Source organism: Actinophytocola oryzae (assembly GCF_004364325.1).
GTDB lineage: Bacteria > Actinomycetota > Actinomycetes > Mycobacteriales > Pseudonocardiaceae > Actinophytocola > Actinophytocola oryzae.
The window spans coordinates 74,352-90,627 of sequence record NZ_SOCP01000007.1 but is presented as its reverse complement, the minus strand read 5'-3'; the positions used below and the strand labels follow the sequence as shown (position 1 = coordinate 90,627).

The 16,276-nt window shown below is 72.0% G+C and carries 14 protein-coding genes; 8 read left to right on the top strand and 6 right to left on the bottom strand.

Annotation, left to right across the window (positions count from 1 at the left end; all coding sequences use genetic code 11):
• The first annotated feature begins 44 nt into the window (after window positions 1-44).
• The 4 genes from CLV71_RS20530 to CLV71_RS20515 all read left to right on the top strand — a co-directional run bounded on the left by CLV71_RS20530 (window position 45) and on the right by CLV71_RS20515 (window position 2,843).
• Window positions 45-1,313, top strand: a complete 1,269-nt coding sequence (locus CLV71_RS20530; protein ID WP_133904445.1) for an MFS transporter — start codon at window positions 45-47, stop codon at window positions 1,311-1,313.
• A gap of 1 nt (window position 1,314) precedes the next feature.
• Complete coding sequence (locus tag CLV71_RS20525) at window positions 1,315-1,539, top strand: MbtH family protein (protein WP_133904444.1); 225 nt, start codon at window positions 1,315-1,317, stop codon at window positions 1,537-1,539.
• Complete coding sequence (sbnA, locus tag CLV71_RS20520; RefSeq protein ID WP_243866609.1) at window positions 1,536-2,558, top strand: 2,3-diaminopropionate biosynthesis protein SbnA; 1,023 nt, start codon at window positions 1,536-1,538, stop codon at window positions 2,556-2,558. The genes CLV71_RS20525 and sbnA overlap by 4 nt, the downstream gene beginning before the upstream one ends.
• A gap of 63 nt (window positions 2,559-2,621) precedes the next feature.
• Window positions 2,622-2,843, top strand: coding sequence for a response regulator transcription factor (locus tag CLV71_RS20515; RefSeq protein WP_133904443.1), 222 nt, complete (start codon window positions 2,622-2,624; stop codon window positions 2,841-2,843).
• A gap of 5 nt (window positions 2,844-2,848) precedes the next feature.
• On the opposite strand, the gene CLV71_RS20510 is transcribed toward CLV71_RS20515, so the two are convergent.
• Window positions 2,849-3,553 carry a helix-turn-helix transcriptional regulator gene (locus tag CLV71_RS20510; protein ID WP_133904442.1) on the bottom strand — a complete coding sequence of 235 codons (705 nt, stop codon included), beginning with the start codon at window positions 3,551-3,553 and terminating at the stop codon, window positions 2,849-2,851.
• Window positions 3,554-3,650: 97 nt separating this feature from the next.
• Between CLV71_RS20510 and CLV71_RS20505 the strand changes: the two genes are divergently transcribed.
• Complete coding sequence (locus CLV71_RS20505; protein WP_133904441.1) at window positions 3,651-6,164, top strand: type 2 lanthipeptide synthetase LanM family protein; 2,514 nt, start codon at window positions 3,651-3,653, stop codon at window positions 6,162-6,164.
• Between the two features lie 18 nt (window positions 6,165-6,182).
• Complete coding sequence (locus tag CLV71_RS20500) at window positions 6,183-9,110, top strand: helix-turn-helix transcriptional regulator (protein ID WP_133904440.1); 2,928 nt, start codon at window positions 6,183-6,185, stop codon at window positions 9,108-9,110.
• Window positions 9,111-9,118: 8 nt separating this feature from the next.
• Here the strand turns inward: CLV71_RS20500 and CLV71_RS20495 are convergent, their stop codons facing one another.
• The 5 genes from CLV71_RS20495 to CLV71_RS20475 all read right to left on the bottom strand — a co-directional run bounded on the left by CLV71_RS20495 (window position 9,119) and on the right by CLV71_RS20475 (window position 14,985).
• Window positions 9,119-9,979, bottom strand: a complete 861-nt coding sequence (locus tag CLV71_RS20495) for a sulfotransferase family protein (RefSeq protein ID WP_133904439.1) — start codon at window positions 9,977-9,979, stop codon at window positions 9,119-9,121.
• Window positions 9,976-11,232 (bottom strand): cytochrome P450, encoded by a 1,257-nt coding sequence (locus CLV71_RS20490; RefSeq protein WP_208297640.1) that lies wholly within the window; start codon window positions 11,230-11,232, stop codon window positions 9,976-9,978. The genes CLV71_RS20495 and CLV71_RS20490 overlap by 4 nt, the downstream gene beginning before the upstream one ends.
• A gap of 28 nt (window positions 11,233-11,260) precedes the next feature.
• Complete coding sequence (locus CLV71_RS20485; protein ID WP_243866608.1) at window positions 11,261-12,895, bottom strand: class I adenylate-forming enzyme family protein; 1,635 nt, start codon at window positions 12,893-12,895, stop codon at window positions 11,261-11,263.
• 69 nt (window positions 12,896-12,964) lie between these two features.
• Window positions 12,965-13,819, bottom strand: coding sequence for a thioesterase domain-containing protein (locus CLV71_RS20480; protein WP_243866623.1), 855 nt, complete (start codon window positions 13,817-13,819; stop codon window positions 12,965-12,967).
• Window positions 13,819-14,985, bottom strand: coding sequence for a glycosyltransferase (locus CLV71_RS20475; RefSeq protein ID WP_133904437.1), 1,167 nt, complete (start codon window positions 14,983-14,985; stop codon window positions 13,819-13,821). Before CLV71_RS20475 ends, CLV71_RS20480 begins: the two co-directional genes overlap by 1 nt.
• A gap of 54 nt (window positions 14,986-15,039) precedes the next feature.
• On the opposite strand from CLV71_RS20475, the gene CLV71_RS20470 reads away from it, so the two are divergent.
• The gene (locus tag CLV71_RS20470) at window positions 15,040-15,969 is read left to right on the top strand and encodes a 3-oxoacyl-[acyl-carrier-protein] synthase III C-terminal domain-containing protein (RefSeq protein WP_133904436.1); all 930 of its coding nucleotides are present in this window, start codon (window positions 15,040-15,042) and stop codon (window positions 15,967-15,969) included.
• 22 nt (window positions 15,970-15,991) lie between these two features.
• Window positions 15,992-16,273 carry a phosphopantetheine-binding protein gene (locus tag CLV71_RS20465; RefSeq protein ID WP_133904435.1) on the top strand — a complete coding sequence of 94 codons (282 nt, stop codon included), beginning with the start codon at window positions 15,992-15,994 and terminating at the stop codon, window positions 16,271-16,273.
• Window positions 16,274-16,276: the final 3 nt, after the last annotated feature.

Sequence of the window (16,276 nt, the reverse complement as noted above, 5' to 3'; positions counted from 1 at the left end):
ACGTCTCTGTCGTCGGGGGCCGGGACTCGACCAGCATCGACCCCATGACTGATCGGGTCGTACCGCTACGCCACAACCGGGACTTCCTGCTGTTGTGGAGCGGGTCCGCGGTGTCGATCCTCGGTTCGCGGGCCTCGGGCATGGCCTATCCGCTGCTGGTGCTCGCACTCACCGGGTCCATCGTCGACGCCGGGCTCGTCGGGTTCGTCACGATGCTGCCGGTCCTGCTCTTCCAGATCCCGGCCGGGATGCTGGTGGACCTCTGGGACCGCAAACGGGTGATGATCTGGTGCGACGTCCTGCGCGCACTCGTGATCACGACCATCGTCGTCGCGGTGCTCGCCGACCGGCTGACCCTGCCCCACATCCTGCTCGTCGGGATCGTCGAGGCGACGCTGTCCGTGGCACACGGTCTGGCCGCCTCCGCCGCGGTGCCGAACGTGGTGCACTCCTCCCAGCTGACGGTCGCCCTGTCCCGCAACGAGGCCAGGGAGCGCGGCGCGATGATGCTCGGCCAGCCGCTCGGCGGGATCCTGTTCGGGATCGGCCGTGCGGTGCCGTTCCTGTTCGACGTGGTCAGCTACCTCGTCTCGCTCGTGACGTTGCTGCTCATCAGGAAGGACTTCCAGACGGAGCGGACCGGCGAGCGCAAGCGGATGCGCACCGAGCTGACCGAGGGGGTCAGGTGGCTGCTGCGCCAGCCGTTCCTGCGCACCACCACGATCCTCGTCGCCGGGAGCAACCTGTTGTTCCAGGCGCTGTTCCTGACCGTCATCGTGCTCGCCGGGAACATCGGCGCGACGCCGGGTGCGATCGGGCTGATGTTCGGCATCGCGTCGGTCGGCGGCGTGCTCGGCTCGCTGGTCGCCCCCGCCGCGGAACGACGGCTGTCCATGAAGGTGGTCGTCATCGGGGTGAACTGGGTGTGGGCGCTGATGGTGCCGGTCATCCTCCTCGTACGCGACCCGTACCTGCTCGGTGCGGTGTACGCGCTGATGTGCTTCGTCGGCCCGGTCTGGAACGTCGTGATCTCGGCCTACCAGCTGGCGATCACCCCGGACCGCATCCAGGGCCGGGTCATCGGCGCGGCGAGCATGGTGGCCTTCGGCGCCATCCCGGTCGGCTCACTCGTCGGCGGCCTGCTGCTGGGGTCGGTCGGCGCGCGGACGACCGTGTGGATACTCGCGGTCTTCATGGTGTTCATCGCCACGGTCGCGACCGTCAACCGCGCCATCCGTGCCGCGCCATCCCTCGGCAGCCTCGAGTCGAAGTCGACGAACACGGAGTTGTCGCACACTAAGGAGAACGTCTGACATGGCAGAGGACACCGCTGACGGGCGCACCTACTGCGTCGTGGTGAACCACGAGGAGCAGTACTCGATCTGGCCGGTAGACCGGGAGCTTCCGTCCGGCTGGCGCAGGGAGGGCACGGAGGGCGGTCGCGACGAGTGCCTCGCCCACATCGGCACCGTGTGGACCGACATGCGGCCCCTGAGCCTGCGCAGGCGGATGGAGCAGGCGGCAAGTCGGTCGTCGTGAGCGGACCGATCGCACAGGGCGACGGCGTGCTCGCCACGGTCGGGGCGACGCCGCTCGTCGAGCTGACCAGGATCGAGGCACGCAGTCCGTTCCGGGTCTACGCGAAGCTGGAGGCGGCCAACCCGGGCGGCAGCGTCAAGGACCGGTCGGCACTCGCCATGCTGCTCGGCAAGATCCGTGACGGGACGCTGGTGCCCGGGCTGTCGGTGGTGGTCGAGTCCAGCTCCGGCAACCTCGGCATCGGGCTCGCACAGGTCTGCCGCTACTTCGGCCTGCGGTTCGTGTGTGTGGTCGATCCCCGGGCGAACACGCAGAACGTCGCGATCATGCGTGCGTTCGGCGCCGAGGTCGAGGTGGTGACCCAGACCGACCCCGTGACGCACGAGTACCTGCCGGTGCGGATCCGGCGGGTTCGCGAGCTGGTGGCGGCCATCCCGCACGCCTACTGCCCCGACCAGTACGCCAACCACCTCAACGCCCTGGCACACGAGACCACGATGCGCGAGATCGTCGACGGGCTGCCGGGCCCGCTCGACTACCTGTTCTGCCCGACCAGTTCCTGCGGGATGTTGCGTGGTTGCGCACAGTTCGCGAGGCGGCACGGCCTCGACGTGCGCATCGTCGCCGTGGACGCCGCGGGCAGCGCGATCTTCGGCGACACCCCGAGGCCGAGGCTGATCCCCGGCCACGGCGCCTCGGTCCGGCCGCCCCTGTTCCGCGAGGGGCTCGCCGACGACGTGGTGCACGTCGACGACCTCGGCTGCCTGGTCGGCTGCCGGCGGCTAGTCGCACACGAGGCCGTGCTCGCCGGTGGGTCCTCCGGTGCCGCGGTGGCCGCCGTCGCGGTCAGGCGGGAGCGCATCCCGGCGGGCGCGAACTGCGTGCTGATCTTCCCCGACCGCGGCGAGCGCTACCTCGACACCATCTACGACGACGACTGGGTGAGCGCCAACTTCGGCGACGTGGCACACCTGTGGCAGGCCGGCGAGCTCGATCCACGACTGTCCACAACGGTATGAGCAGGCATAGATGGGGGCCTGGCCCGACTGTGGTGGCCGAGGACGGCCACTACCGTCACCTCCATGCGGGAACTTTCGCAGCACGGTCCGGTGCCTGCCGTCAGCGCCAGGGAAGTCGACGTACTCCGGTTCATCGCGGACGGCTACAGCAACGCCCACATCGCACGGTCGCTGTCGTGTTCGCAGCACACGGTCAAGAACGTCATCCACGCCATGATGGTCCGCCTGCAGCTGCGCAACCGCGCGCACGCGGCGGCCTACGCCGTGCGGACCGGGCTCGTCTGAGCTTCTCAGATCAGCCCTTCCCGCAGGGCGTACGCGACCGCGTGGGCGCGGTTGCGCAGGCGCAGGCGGTGGGTGATGTCGTGCACGATCCCGGTGACGGTCCTCGGCGAGTAGGCGAGCGCCCTGGCGATCTCCGCGGTCTCGTGGCCGTCGGCGACCATGCGCAGCACGGCCTTCTCCCGCTCGTCGAGAACCGAGGCCGGATGCCTGCCCGGCAGGTTTCCCTCCAGCCCGCCCAGTCGTGCCATGACCTCGCCGAGCAGGTCGGGCGGCATGCTGCCGTGGCCGCTCGCGACCGCGAGCACGGCAGCGGCCAGGCCGTCCGCACTGGCCTCCCTGCGGCGTAGCACACCGCTGACCCCTGCCTCGATGGCGAGCAGAGTGCCCGTGGCGTCCACCGAGGTCGCGACCAGCAGGACACCGCGGCGGCTGGTGCCCCTGGTGTCGCGAAGGACCGTCAGGGTCTCGTCGTCGACCGCGTCGACCACGATGACCGTGACCGATGGCGTGCCGTCCCGCACGGTCGTGACCTCCCGGCACCGGCGCAGCGCGGACTCCACCCCCTCCCGCAGCACCGGGTCCGAGGCGAGGACCTCCACGGACGTCACCGCCGGTACCTCTGGCGCGAACACGTCCACGACCACTCCTCCCAGCGCAACCCCCGTCGGCCCCACCACGACCAGCGTGCACGCGGCGCCCCCACCACGCATCCGCGTGGCACCCCCAAACTTCGCCCGTCGCCGCGCGTCGCCAATGTGGGGGCCGCGCCCCCATACGGCACCCGCCCGGTGGTGGCAGGATCACCGTGTGAGCCTTCCGTCCACCAGTACCGGCCGACCGGACTGGGCGGAGTTCGTCGAGCGGGCGGTCGGGACGGCACACCCGAGCGGTCCGGCGCCGCTGCTCGACCTGGCACGGGAGCGCGTGGCTCGCGGTGCCGGGCAGTACGCCGAGCTGGCCGACCTCTCCTCGGTGTGCGACCAGTTCGCCGACCGACTCGGCGAACGCCTCGCGCGACTCCTCGCCGGGACACCGGCACCCGACGGTCTCGCCGCGCTGCTCGCCGAGTACCCGGTGCTGGCGCGGCTCCTGGCGCAGACCTGCCTGCACGCGGTCGACGCAACGCTGGAGCTGCTCACCCGCTTCGCCGCCGACCGCGACACGATCGTCGAGCTGCTGTTCGGCGGGGTCGATCCCGGCAGGCTGACGACGGTGCGCACCAGCGTCCGCGAACACGGGCGCGGGCGCGCGGTGGCGGTGCTGCGTTTCGCGGACGGTCGCGCCGTGGTGTACAAGCCGCGCTCCCCCGCGCTGCTGCGTCACTTCGGTGAGCTCGTGAGCTGGCTCAACAAGACGATCCCCGGGCTGGCGCTGCGGCCGGTCACCACCGTGGTGCGGCCCGGCCACGGCTGGGTGGAGTTCGTCGCGCCCCGGCCGTGCGCGAGCGTCGCCGAGGTCGACCGCTTCTACCGCAGGCAGGGCGCCCTGCTGGCGCTGCTGTACGCCGTGGACGCCGTGGACCTCCACCACGAGAACCTGGTCGCGGCGGGCGACCAGCCGGTGCTCGTCGACGTGGAGACCCTCTTCCACGCCACGCTCGACCCGGTGGCGGGCCAGGACCCGGCGGCGCTCGCGCTGCGCTCGTCGGTGACCCGCACGGCCCTGCTGCCGGCACCGCTCGGCGCGGGCCGTCCCCGGCTTGGCGAGAAGGACGTCGACCCGGCCGAGTACCGTTTCGCGCTGCTCACCGGGTTCCGCGCGGGCTACGACGCGATCGTCGCGCACCGCGACGAGCTGACCGGGTCCGGCGGCCTGCTGAGCCGCTGCGGTGACGACGAGATCCGGCTCCTCGCGCGACCGGCCGGGGCCTACGCGGCGCTGCTGGCCGAGTCCACCCGGCCCGACCTGCTGCGGGACGACCGCGACCGTGAGCGTTTCTTCGCCGGGCCGGGAACCCCGGACGGCCCGCTCGTGCGGTTCGAGGTCGCCGACCTGGTGGCGGGTGAGGTGCCCGTGTTCGTCGGCAGGCCGGGTTCGCGAGACGCCTGGACGCGCGACGGCGAGCGGATACCCGGCCTGCTGGACGTGTCCGGTCTCGACGCGGCGACCGCGAAGATCACGGACCTGGACGAGGTCGACCGCCTCGACCAGGAATGGCTGATCGCCGCCGCGATGGCGGCACGCACGGGGCCGGTCGACCACCGCGGCGGCGACCCGGCACCCGAACCGGCCGCGACCGGGGTGCCGGACCCGCCGTCGCTGCTGGCCGCGGCCTGCGGCATCGCAGACCAGCTCGTCGCGAGGTCGCTGCAGGACGAGGACCGGGCCAACTGGCTCGGCCTGGAACCCGTCGCAGGCAGGCACTGGGCGCTCGCCCCGCTGGGCGCGGGACTCGGCGACGGCTACACCGGGGTCGCGCTGTTCCTCGCGCAGCTCGGCAGGCTCACCGACACCGACCGCTACCGGGAGCTGGCAAGGAAGGCCATCCGGCCGCTACCCGGGTTGCTGGACACCCTCGGCGACGAACCGGAGCCGGCCAGGACCCTCGGCCCGGGAGGTTTCCTCGGCCTCGGCGGGATCTGCTACGCGCTGTCCCGCATGAGCACGCTGCTCGGCGACGGCGAGTGCGCGGACTGGCTGTCCAGAGCGGTCGAGCTGACGGGCACCCTCGCGGACGTGCCGGGCGGGTCGGCGGGAGTCGCGACGGGCTACGCCGGTGGCCTGCTGGCGATGCTCGCCGTACACGAGGAAACCGGCCTCGCCTCGGCGGGTGACGTGGCGGCCAGGTTCGCGGCCCGGCTCGGGGAGACCGTTGTCGCCGGGCCGTACTCGCCGGCCGGGTTCGCGGGCGGCGCGGCGGGTGTCGCGTACGCCATGCGACGGTTCACCGGCACCGGCACGGCCCCGGCCCCCCAGCCGGTCGCGGACGACGACTTCGGTTGGTGCGGTGGGATGTCCGGGGTGTTGCTGGCCGCAGCCGACCACGAGCCGGCCGCTGTCGACGACGCGGTCGCCGCACTCGCGGCACGCAGGCCGCTGCGTGACACGAGCCTCTGCCACGGCGAGCTGGGCATCGTGGACGCGCTCACCGTGCTCGCACTGCGTGGACACGAGGGCGCGGCGCGGACCAGGGTGCACTACGCCGCACGGGCCATCGGCGCGCTCGACCGCGGCGGCCCGCGCTGCGGCACGCCCGGTGGGGTGCCGTCGCCGGGACTGCTGACCGGTCTGGCCGGCATCGGCTACGGTTTTCTGCGGCTCGGTTTCGCCGACCAGGTGCCGTCGGTTCTCCTGCTCGAGCCCGCAAGTCCGGATCGCTGAGGACACTGGGGTCACGGTATGCAGACTCGCGCTCCGCTGGTGGTCGGCCGCGATCGTGAGCTGCACGACCTGGACCGCGCGGTCGCCGGTACCCGCGCCGCGCGAGGCACCACGGTGTTCATCGTCGGCGAGGCGGGCATCGGCAAGTCCCGGCTCGCCGTCGAGACCACCAGCCGCGCGTTCACCGCGGGCTTGCGGGTACTGCGAGGGCGGGGCAGCACGATCGGGCCGACGGTCCCGTTCCGGCCGCTGGCCGAGGCGCTGCTGTCGCTGTTCCGCAGTGGTGACCCGCCCGACGAGAAGGCGCTCGGCCCGTACCGGCCGGTGCTCGGCAGGCTGGTCCCCGACTGGAACCGGGGCGGGCAGGCGCCGGACGGCGACTCGGTCGTCGTGCTCGCGGAGGGCGTGCTCCGGCTGCTCGCCACGCTCGGCAGGGACCGTGGCTGCCTGCTGGTGCTCGAGGACCTGCACGAGGCCGACGCCGAGACGCTGGCCGTCGTCGAGTACCTGGTCGACAACCTCCAGGACCTGCCGGTCGTCCTGCTGGCGACCGTCCGCAGCGAACCGTGTGCCGCGCTCGACCTCACCGGGTCCGCCGCCCAGCGCGGCTGCGCCACGATCCTCGACCTGCGCAGGCTCGACGTCGCCGACGTGCGCAGGCTCGTCGCGTCCTGCCTCGAGGTGGCACCGGACGAGGTGCCGAGGCGCGCGGCGCTGCGGTTGTGGCAGGACAGTGCCGGCAACCCGTTCATGGTGGAGGAGCTGTTGAGCGGGATGGTCGACAACGGCCTGCTGGTCCAGAGTGGCGGCGGGTGGCACGAGGTCGACGACGAGCCACGCAGGGAGGTGCCCGCCACCCTGGTGCGCAGCATCGCCAACCGCATCGACCGCCTCGGGCCCCGGGCACGGATGCTGCTGTCGGTCGCCGCGGTGCTCGGCCGCCGGTTCCCGCTCTCGGTCGTGCAGCGGGTCACCGGGATGGACGACCGCACGGTGCTCAGCCACCTGCACGCCGGCGTCGCGGCGCAGCTCGTGACCGCCGACCAGCCGGCACCCGACTGGTACGCCTTCCAGCACCCGCTGACCGGGGAAGCCCTGCTGGCGATGATGACGCCGACCGACCGGGCCGACCTGTGCGGCCGGGCCGCCGACGCGATCGAGACCATCCAGCCCGGCCTGCCCGGTGAGTGGTGCCAGCTCGTGGCGTCGCTGCGCTCGCACACCGGGGACCTCGCGGGCGCGGCGCGGCTGTTCGCCGAGGCCGGACGGCGTGCGCTCGCCGCCGGTGCGTCCAGCTCGGCCATCACGCTCCTCGAACGGGCCGACGGGCTGCTCGCCGACCAGGACGGCACGAGCATCCGCGCGGAGATCCTCGAGTCCCTGCTGTACTCCCTGGCCGAGGCCGGCCGGTTCGACCGGGCCTTCGAGCTGGTCGACAGCCTCAACCGGTGGGAGAGCACCGGCATGGGCGCCGCGCGGCGGGCGGGACTGCACGTCCGGCTCGCGTGGGTGGCGAAGATCGCCGGGCGTCCCGCCGCGGGGCTCGCGCAGGTCGACGCGGCACGTGCCCTGCTCGGCCCGGATCCCGCCGACGAGGACGCCGCCCCGCTCGACGCCGTCGCCGCCGACCTCGCGATGGAGCTGCCCGGCACGGACCGCGAACGGGACGCCGGGAAGCTGGCGAGGCGTGCGGTCGCCGCCGCGGAGCGGGCCCAGCTGCCCGCGACCGCCTGCCAGGCGTGGCTCACCATCGGAACCGTTGCCCGCGAACAGGACCTGGCGGAGTCGACGGCCTGCTTCGACCGTTCCCGCCAGCTCGCCGAGGAACACCGGCTGCCGATCTGGCGGATCTACGCGCTCGTCGAGCTGGCGCGCAACGACTGGCTGGCGGGCGGGGACGTCGCGGGGATGGAACGCGTCCGCGACGAGGCGCTGCGGGTCGGCGCGATCACCATCGGGCACGTGGTGGACGCGAGCATCGCCCTGCACACGGTGATGTGCGGCCGGTTCGCCGAGGCGGCGGAGCTGGCCGACGCGTGCTGGGCCGCGGCGACACGGCTGCGCCTGGACTACGTCGCCATGTACAGCCAGCTGACCAGGGCGGTGCTCGCCGCGCACCGCGGGCGGCGGCGGGAGCTTGCCGAGGCGACCGCCGAGTTCCACCGCATGCGCGCGGAGGAGTCACCGGAGTCCGCGCTCCTGCTGGGTCTGGCCGGGGCCTTCTGCGCGTTGCTCGAGGAGGACCGCGAGCGGGCACGGTCCGAGCTGGCCCGCCTCCAGTCCGCCGAGCGGAGCAACCCGACCACGTTCTGCCTCGCGGGCCGGTACGGCCTCAAGCTGTTCGTCGACGTGCTGCACGGCACCGCGGCCTGGACGCAGTACGAGGAGGTCAGCGCGTCGGTCATGAGCCGGATGCGGTGGAACCACCAGTTCGTCCACCTGGCGCACGCCGTCCTGCTCGGCCGGTCCGGCAGACCCGCCGAGGCGGTGGCCGCGGTGTCGGCGGCGCTGGAGGTCGCCGACCTCTACCCCATGACCCGCCACCTCGGGCTGCGCCTGGTCGCCGAGGCCGCGATCGTCGACGGCTGGGGCGAACCGGAAACGTGGCTGCGGCGTGCCGAGGAGTACTTCCACCAGGCGGACGTGTCCGCGGTCGCCGGCGCGTGCCGTGCCCTGCTGCGCCAGACGGGCGCGGCGGTCCGGCGGCGGCGCACCGACACCGACCAGGTGCCCGCCGCCCTGCGTGCGCTCGGCGTGACCGTGCGCGAATACGAGGTCTTCCAGCTGCTCGTGAACCGGCTCGGCAACAAGGCGATCGCCGGGCGGCTGCACATCTCACCCCGCACCGTGGAGAAGCACGTGGCGAACCTGGTCAGCAAGACCGGCCAGCCGGACCGCGAGGCCCTGCACGTGTACGCGGCGGCCGTCCTGGGCGGTGAACCCTGACGGCGGCGCTACGCAGGCCGTGGCGCGGGTGACGTGGACAGGACGCATGCGCGGACCATGCGCTCCGCGCTGACGTACAGCTCGTACAACCGGTCCATCCGGTCCCGGTCGAGGGCGCCGTCCACGCTCAGCTCGGTCAGCTGCCGGTAGATCGCCGCGACCCACGGGTTGGGCGGGACCTGGTCGTCGTCGGCCGCGAAGTGCCGGAGTTTCCTGTCGAGGAAGGAATCGACCGCCTCGTCGCGGTCGGACCCGAGGTCCAGCTCCACGTCCAACGCCGACGTGACGCGCTTCAGCTGTCCGCGCCAGTCCGCGAGCAGCTCGTCGTAGGTGACGACCACCCTCGGGAAGTCGCGTGTGTCGCGTTCTGCCAGCAGGTTGTACTTGATCCACAGTGCGTCCGAGACGCTGTGGTCGGCCTGCCCCGCCTGTACCCGCGCGAGCGAGGCACTCACCTCGCGCGGGTGGCGAACCGTCACGACGATCTTCACGTCCCACCCGGCGCCGGTCGCGGCGGGCAGCCAGTACCGCAGGAGCGGCACCATCTTCGGGTCCTTCACCACCAGCAGCGGACGGTCCTCGTAGCGGCCGAGGAACTTGCCGATCCGCTTGGTGAGCGCGCCGGCGCCGTCCGCGGCGAGCTCGCCCTCCTGGAGCCGGAACGACGTGTCGAAGAAGTCCAACCCGAGGCAGTTGAGGAAGAACTCGTTCATGGTGAGCACGTCCAGCGACTCGAAGTACCCCTTCTCGTTGTTGGCGTCCGAGGCGAGCAGGTTGTCCGGCAGTGCGGCGCCACAGAGCGAGAGCAGCCCGGTCAGCATGGAGGTGCCGGAGCGACCCATGCCCAGCACCAACAACAGGTTCCTCATCCGGGAAGTCCCTTTCTCAGCAGTAGTTCCAGGCGGTCGTAGCCGCGCAGCACCAGGTGGCGGCGGGGGCCTGGCGGCGAGGCGAGGGCGAGGGACGGGAAGCGGGAGAGCAGCCGCGGCAGGGCCAGTCCCGTCTCCGCCCGGCCGAGTGCGGCGCCGATGCAGAAGTGCGGTCCGGCGCTGAAGGAGTAGTGGTGGTTGTCGGCACGGGTGGGGTCGAACCGGTCCGGGTCGGGGAAGCGGCGCGGGTCCCGGTTCGCGGCGCCGGTGAGGATGACGACGGGACGTCCCTCCGGTATGGACACTCCGGCGATGTCGGTGGTCTCGACCGCGTAGCGGGTGGCGACGTGGACCGCCGGTTCGAGGCGGAGGATCTCCTCGACGTAGGCCGGGGCGAGCGCGTGGTCCTCCCGCAGGGCCGCCAGCAGCTCCGGGTGGTCGACGAGGAGCCGCAGGCCGTTGCCGAGCAGGTTCGTCGTGGTGCGGAACCCGGCGTTGAACACGATGACCAGGCTCGCGAGCAGCTCCACCTCGGTCAGGCCGGTGTCCGTTGTGGCCAGTGCGGAGACGAGGTCGTCGCCAGGGTCGGCTCGGCGGGTGGCGAGCAGGTCGGCGAAGTACGCGGTCAGCTCCTCCGCCGCCGCGTCGGCGGCCCGGACCTCGCGGAACGGGCGCTGTCCCACCTCGATCACGGCGTCGAACGCCGCCACCCTGGAGGGGAACCAGGACCGGTCGGACGCCGGCACCCCGAACAGCTCGCCGATGACGTCACTGGGCAGGCGCAACGCGAACTCGGCCATGAAGTCCACCGGCGTGCCGTTGGCGCCGAGTGCCGCCAGCCGGTCGAGCAGTGCACCGGTGATCCGGTCGAGCATCGGTTCGAGGGCGGTGACCCTGGTGGGTCCGAACGCCTGGCCGAACAGACGGCGGACGTAGGCGAGCTTCGCGCCGCTGGCGTGGAACAGGGAGCTCTGCAGGGTGCGCACGGCGGGGTGTTCGCGCCACCGGGTTCCTGCCCGGTCGAGGTACGCCGCGTCGAGCACCCTGAGGTTGTCGTCCCGCAGCGCCTGACCGACGGCGTCGTGGCCGTGGACGACGGCGGCGTACCGGTTGCCATCGGGCAGCGCCGCCACCGGCCCGAGGTCGTGCAGACGGCGGTAGACCGGGTACGGGTCACGCCTGCCTTCGTCGCCGAGCAGGTGCCGCAGCAGCCTGCCTGCCGGCTCGTCTCGTGCGGAACGGTTCCCGCTCACGATGTTCCCACCAAGGGTCGGCACAGGACTACCTCTCCGCCGCTCCCGCCAGAATCCGTTGGCGCATGATGAACTTGCGCACCTTGCCGGTCGGGCCGAGGACGACGTCGTCGTCGGCGACCACGTCGATCCGCCGCAGGACGTGTGCGGCGGCACCCAGCCCGGCGCGGATCTCCTCGCCGCGGTCGCGGGCGGGGTCGGCGCCGTCGTGGAGCACGAGCAGCACGTCGGCGACCGGGCCGCCGTCGTCGTCCCTGGCCGCGACCACCGTGCAGTCACGGACATCCGGGCAGCCGGTGAGGATGCGTTCCTCGGAAAGCGCTGTGTAGAGCCAGGTCCCGTCGCCGAGGTCGAGTGCGTCGGTGGCGCGGTCGACCTGGTAGTAGTAGCCGTCCTCGTCCCGGTACATGAGGTCACCGGTCAGGTAGTAGCCGCCGAGCCGGGTGCGGTAGGTGGCGGCCGAGTCGTTCCAGTAGCCGGGTGCGACCGTCGGCGCCCTCAGCCCGCACTGCCCGACCTGGCCGACCGGCACCTCCTCCCCCGTCACCACGTCCAGCAACGCCACCTCGGCGAACGGGTACGGCCTGCCGACGCAGCGGTCGTAGCGGTCGCTGCCGAGCCTGTGGGTCATGAAGAACGCGCTGTGGCCCATCTCCGACGAGCCGAGCATGTCGATGAACTTGGAGCCGGCGACCTGGACCATGCCGTTCCTGGTCCACTCGACGTGGCTGCCCGCCGCGATCAGGTTCCGCACGTGCGTCTCGTGCGCACAGTCGCCGGTGCTCGACCAGATGCGCACCGACCCGAGGTCCCGTGTGGACAGGTCGAACCGGGCCAGCTCCGACCACGTCACCGCGAAACCGAAGACGCCGGTCGGGCGCCACCGTTCGATGGCGTCCAGGATCCGCTCGGTGCCGCGCTCCAGCGATCCGCCCTGCGCCGACAGGCAGAGGATCTGGTAGCCGTTGCACAGTGCCTGGTTGATCACGATGATGCCCGCGGCGTGTGCGGCGGGCAGCGCGGACAGCTCACGCACCTGACCGTACGGGCGCGCCTCGGTGAGCCGGACCGCGCGTATGGCGGCGAACAGGCTGTGGTGCGAGTGGACGACCGCGGTCGGCATCCGGGTGGTGCCGGAGGAGTGCGTGATGGCCACCGGGTCCTCGCCGTCGTGCCGGAAGTGCGGTGGCGCCTTGGCCGGATCGCCGGTGCCCGTCTCGCTGGCGTCGCCGAGGACGGGCATGCCGAGGTCGTACTCCCGGAGCCCGGCGTGGTCGGCGTCGACGACGACCCCGGTGCCACGGAGCTTCCGCACGTACGCGGCGGCGATCTCGGTCGGCATGTTGCCGTTCATCAGCGCGGGAATCGCGCCGAGCCAGGTGAGCGCGAAGAAGTTCAGGAACACGTCCGCCGAGGACGTCACGTAGATCGCCACCGGGTCACGCCGCCCGACTCCCCTGCCCGCGAACCACTCCGCGCGCGCCGCGACCCGTTCGGTCAGCGTGGCCAGGGAGAACGGTGTCCATGCGGGAATGCCGTCCACGTCGACGTCGAAGGTCACCCTCGGGGTGTCCCGGTCCGCCCCGTGCTCGGCGAGCATGAGCAGCACGTTGCCCGCTCCCACCCGCATGTCCTCCGCCAGTGCTGCACGCAGGTTGCTCACAGAACCTCCCGGTTGGCCAGGGGAACAGGGACCCGATCGCCACACGGTCGCACGCGCGGGGGGCGTGCACTAGAGTAGGCGCGCGGAAATCGCGGCGCCGATCCGCGCAACCGGTTGGGGCAGCAGCAGATGCTCGTGTCGGCAGTCGACATCGACGACGTCGACCGGCCCGCCCGTGTGCGGCTGCCAGGACGCGACCTTCTTCTCCGTCGGCGGCCCGCCCCTGGTCGCGGACAGGAACAGCATCGGGGCACTCACCCGGCCGGGCCGGTGTGCCTGGGAGATGGCGAGGTTGTTCTGGACCACCCTCGGCAGGGCGAGCACCCGCTCGTCCGGCCACGCGTCGAAGCTGAGTCCGGGACGTTCCCTGACCAACGCGAGCATCCGTGCTTCCGGTTCCGGTTCGTCCGGTGGGATCGCCGGTTGGTAGCCGACCTCTCTCAGCACGAAGTTGCAGACGCGCCAGGCGCTGTCGGCGGCCCGGCCGAAGCTGTAGGGCAGTGCCGGGGTCGCGTCTCCCATGACCAGCAACGCCACCTCGTGGCCGTCGTGTTCGAGCCGCTCGGCGATCGCGTGGGCCATGTTCCCGCCGAGGGACCAGCCGAACAGGTGGTAGGGACCGTCGGGCTGGACGTTGCGGAGGTGGTCGGCGAGGTCACGCGTCAGCTCCGCCATGTCGGCCGGTAGCGGCTCCGGCCTGCGCAGTCCGCGCGACTGCAGGCCGACGACCGGGTTGCCGGACCGGAGGTGTTGCGACAGCGCCAGATAGCACCAGCTCAGCCCGACCAGGGGTGGCGCGCAGAACAGGGGTGGGCCGGTTCCCTTCCGGAGTGTGAGCACGATGTCCAGGTCGCTGCCTGCCTCCCGCAGGTGCGCACGCCGCTGCCGTGCCCAGCGAAGCTCCTCCGCCGAGGGTAGTGCCATCACCGACTCACCTCCACGGCGTCCACACGGGACGCGAGTGCGGCAAGCTCTGCCGCGGCGGCACGGGCGCCGCCCGCGGCAGCGAACTCCCCGGCGATCCGCCCGGCGCTGTGCCGGTATGCCGGCTCGTCGAGGACGGCCCGCACCGCGGCGGCGAGCTGGTCAGGGCTCGCCTGGAGCATCGAGACCTCGATACCGGCGCCGGCATCGGCCACCTGACGCGCGACGGCCACCTGCTCGGCCCGGACCGGTGCCACGACGAGGGGCAGGCCGTACGCGAGCGCCTCGTGGACGACTCCCCCGGCGTGGGACACGACCGCGTCCAGCCGGGGCAGCAGGTCGAGCATCGGCACGAGGTCCGCGGCGATCACGTTGTCCGGGAACGAGGTCCCGGCGACTCCCGAGGTGACGAACACCGCCTGTACCTCCTCCGCCATGGGTGCGAGCGCGGCCGCCATCCGCTGGTAGAAGTCCCCGACCAGGTGCCCGACAAGGGTGCCGACCGTCACCAGCACGTGCCTGCGGCCGGGATCCCATGCCTGCCAGGGGAAGTCCGGTGCGTTCAACCGGTCGCCGAGCACCGCCCCGGTGAGCACGCACCGCTCCGGCAGCGGGGCGCCGCCGGTGAGCGCCGCAGAGGTCAGGGCGAGCACCAGGTGTGGCGAGAAGCGGGGGTCGAACGACTCGCCGTCCGAGATGCCCGCCATCGCCACCACCGTCGCCACCCGGTCGGCCACGAGGTCCGCGAACCCGGTCAGCTCCGGCGGCGGGGCAAGCTCGAGTGCGCCGGTGCACACGGTCGCCCACGGCACTCCGCGCCGGTGCGCCACCAGGCCGGCGGCCAGTGCGTACTGTTCGGCCACGACGACATCGGGCCGGTACGAACGCACCGCGGCGTCGACCGGGTCGAGGGTGAAGCGGGTGAACGGGACCAGATATCCGTCCCAGAGAGCCGCAAGCCCTGCCATGCCGGTGTCGGCGGGTCGGCGGTGGAGACGCGTGCCCGTGGGGTGGACCGTCACGTCCGGCCCGACCAGCGGGCGCAGCACGCTCTCCTGGCCGCACCAGGCGACCTCATGTCCACTGTGGACCAGCATCTGGCCGATCGCGAGCATCGGGTTGAGATGGCCGGAAAGCGGCAGCGCCACGAACAGGAATCGCGACATTGGGCAATGGTGACACACGTTGACGGCCTCGGGAAGGCGTGTTTCCATTCGGGTATGACCGCACTGGACGCGGTATCGGTGTACACACCGGAAACACGGGTTCCCATCGGGAGTCTGGCCGGCCCGCTCGGGCTCACCGACCTCCAGGTCAGGCTCTTCCGGCGGTTCCACGGGCTCGACCAGGTCCGGCTGGACTCCGGCCGGTCGCTGCACGACCTGCTCCACGCCGCGGTGCGTGGCCTCACCGCGTTGCGCGGCAACGAGAACCGGGTACACTACGTCATCCACGGCAGGGCGATGCCGGTCGTCGTGCCGTACCCGGAGAACCCGCTGCACGACGTGTGCCGGGAGCTCGGTCTCGGGCACGCCCTCACGTTCACCGTGACACAACAGAGTTGTGCCAGCGGGTTGCTGGCCGTCGAGCTGGCCGGGCGGTTGCTCGCGGAGGATCCTCGGCCGGACGCGCTGGCGCTGGTGCTCACCGGGGAGAAGACCTTCACCCTCGATGCCCGGCTGCTGCCGGGAACCTCGATCTTCAGCGAGGGTGCGGCGGCATGTCTGGTGAGCGCGACCGGGCCACGTGACCGGCTGCTCGCCTACGCCTGCCACCAGCGCGGGGAGTTCGACGTCGAGATCGGCGAGAGCACCGAACGGTTCCAGCGCGAGTACCGGCCCGCACTGGCCTCGGTGATCCACCGGGCGGTCGGCGAGGCAGGCCTGACGCTCGACGATATCCGTTTGATACTCCCGCACAACGTCAACGTGGTTACCTGGCAGCGGTTGTGCCTGTTGCTGGGCTATCCCGTCGGGCGCGTCGTGCTGTCGAACGTCGCGTCAGGCGGCCATGTCTTCTGCGCGGACGCGTTCGCCAACTACCGGACGGCCCTCGAGGACGGACTGGTGCGCGAAGGCGACCACTACCTCGTCGCGGCGGTCGGCGCGGGCAACGGCGCGACCTTCTCCGCGATGCTGTTCCGGCACTGAGTTTCCACACTGGAGGACGACCATGGCCGCACCCGAGGCCGAGATCGACGCCGAGTTGCGAGAGCGCGCCGTCGACGCCATCGCCGCACTGCTGCGCGGACTGCTGAAGCGGGAGGAACCGGTCACCGAGGACATGCTGATGGCCGAGCAGCTCGGCCTCAGTTCGTCGCTGGGGCTGGAACTGTTGCTGGAGCTGGAAGAGCGGCTGCGGATCCAGATCGACGTCGAGACGATGAACCCGGAGCGGACGCGTACCGTCGGCCAGCTGGCCACTTTCGTCGCCTGCCACGGCCGTCCCTGGTAGCCG

Excerpts from the sequence above, each read along its gene's own strand:
- CLV71_RS20530 (WP_133904445.1), top strand. The coding sequence starts at position 45 with ATGACTGATCGGGTCGTACCGCTACGCCACAACCGGGACTTCCTGCTG.
- CLV71_RS20525 (WP_133904444.1), top strand. The coding sequence starts at position 1,315 with ATGGCAGAGGACACCGCTGACGGGCGCACCTACTGCGTCGTGGTGAAC.
- CLV71_RS20515 (WP_133904443.1), top strand. The coding sequence starts at position 2,622 with ATGCGGGAACTTTCGCAGCACGGTCCGGTGCCTGCCGTCAGCGCCAGG.
- CLV71_RS20510 (WP_133904442.1), bottom strand. The coding sequence starts at position 3,553 with ATGCGTGGTGGGGGCGCCGCGTGCACGCTGGTCGTGGTGGGGCCGACG.
- CLV71_RS20500 (WP_133904440.1), top strand. The coding sequence starts at position 6,183 with ATGCAGACTCGCGCTCCGCTGGTGGTCGGCCGCGATCGTGAGCTGCAC.
- CLV71_RS20495 (WP_133904439.1), bottom strand. The coding sequence starts at position 9,979 with ATGAGGAACCTGTTGTTGGTGCTGGGCATGGGTCGCTCCGGCACCTCC.
- CLV71_RS20480 (WP_243866623.1), bottom strand. The coding sequence starts at position 13,819 with ATGGCACTACCCTCGGCGGAGGAGCTTCGCTGGGCACGGCAGCGGCGT.
- CLV71_RS20475 (WP_133904437.1), bottom strand. The coding sequence starts at position 14,985 with ATGTCGCGATTCCTGTTCGTGGCGCTGCCGCTTTCCGGCCATCTCAAC.
- CLV71_RS20470 (WP_133904436.1), top strand. The coding sequence starts at position 15,040 with ATGACCGCACTGGACGCGGTATCGGTGTACACACCGGAAACACGGGTT.
- CLV71_RS20465 (WP_133904435.1), top strand. The coding sequence starts at position 15,992 with ATGGCCGCACCCGAGGCCGAGATCGACGCCGAGTTGCGAGAGCGCGCC.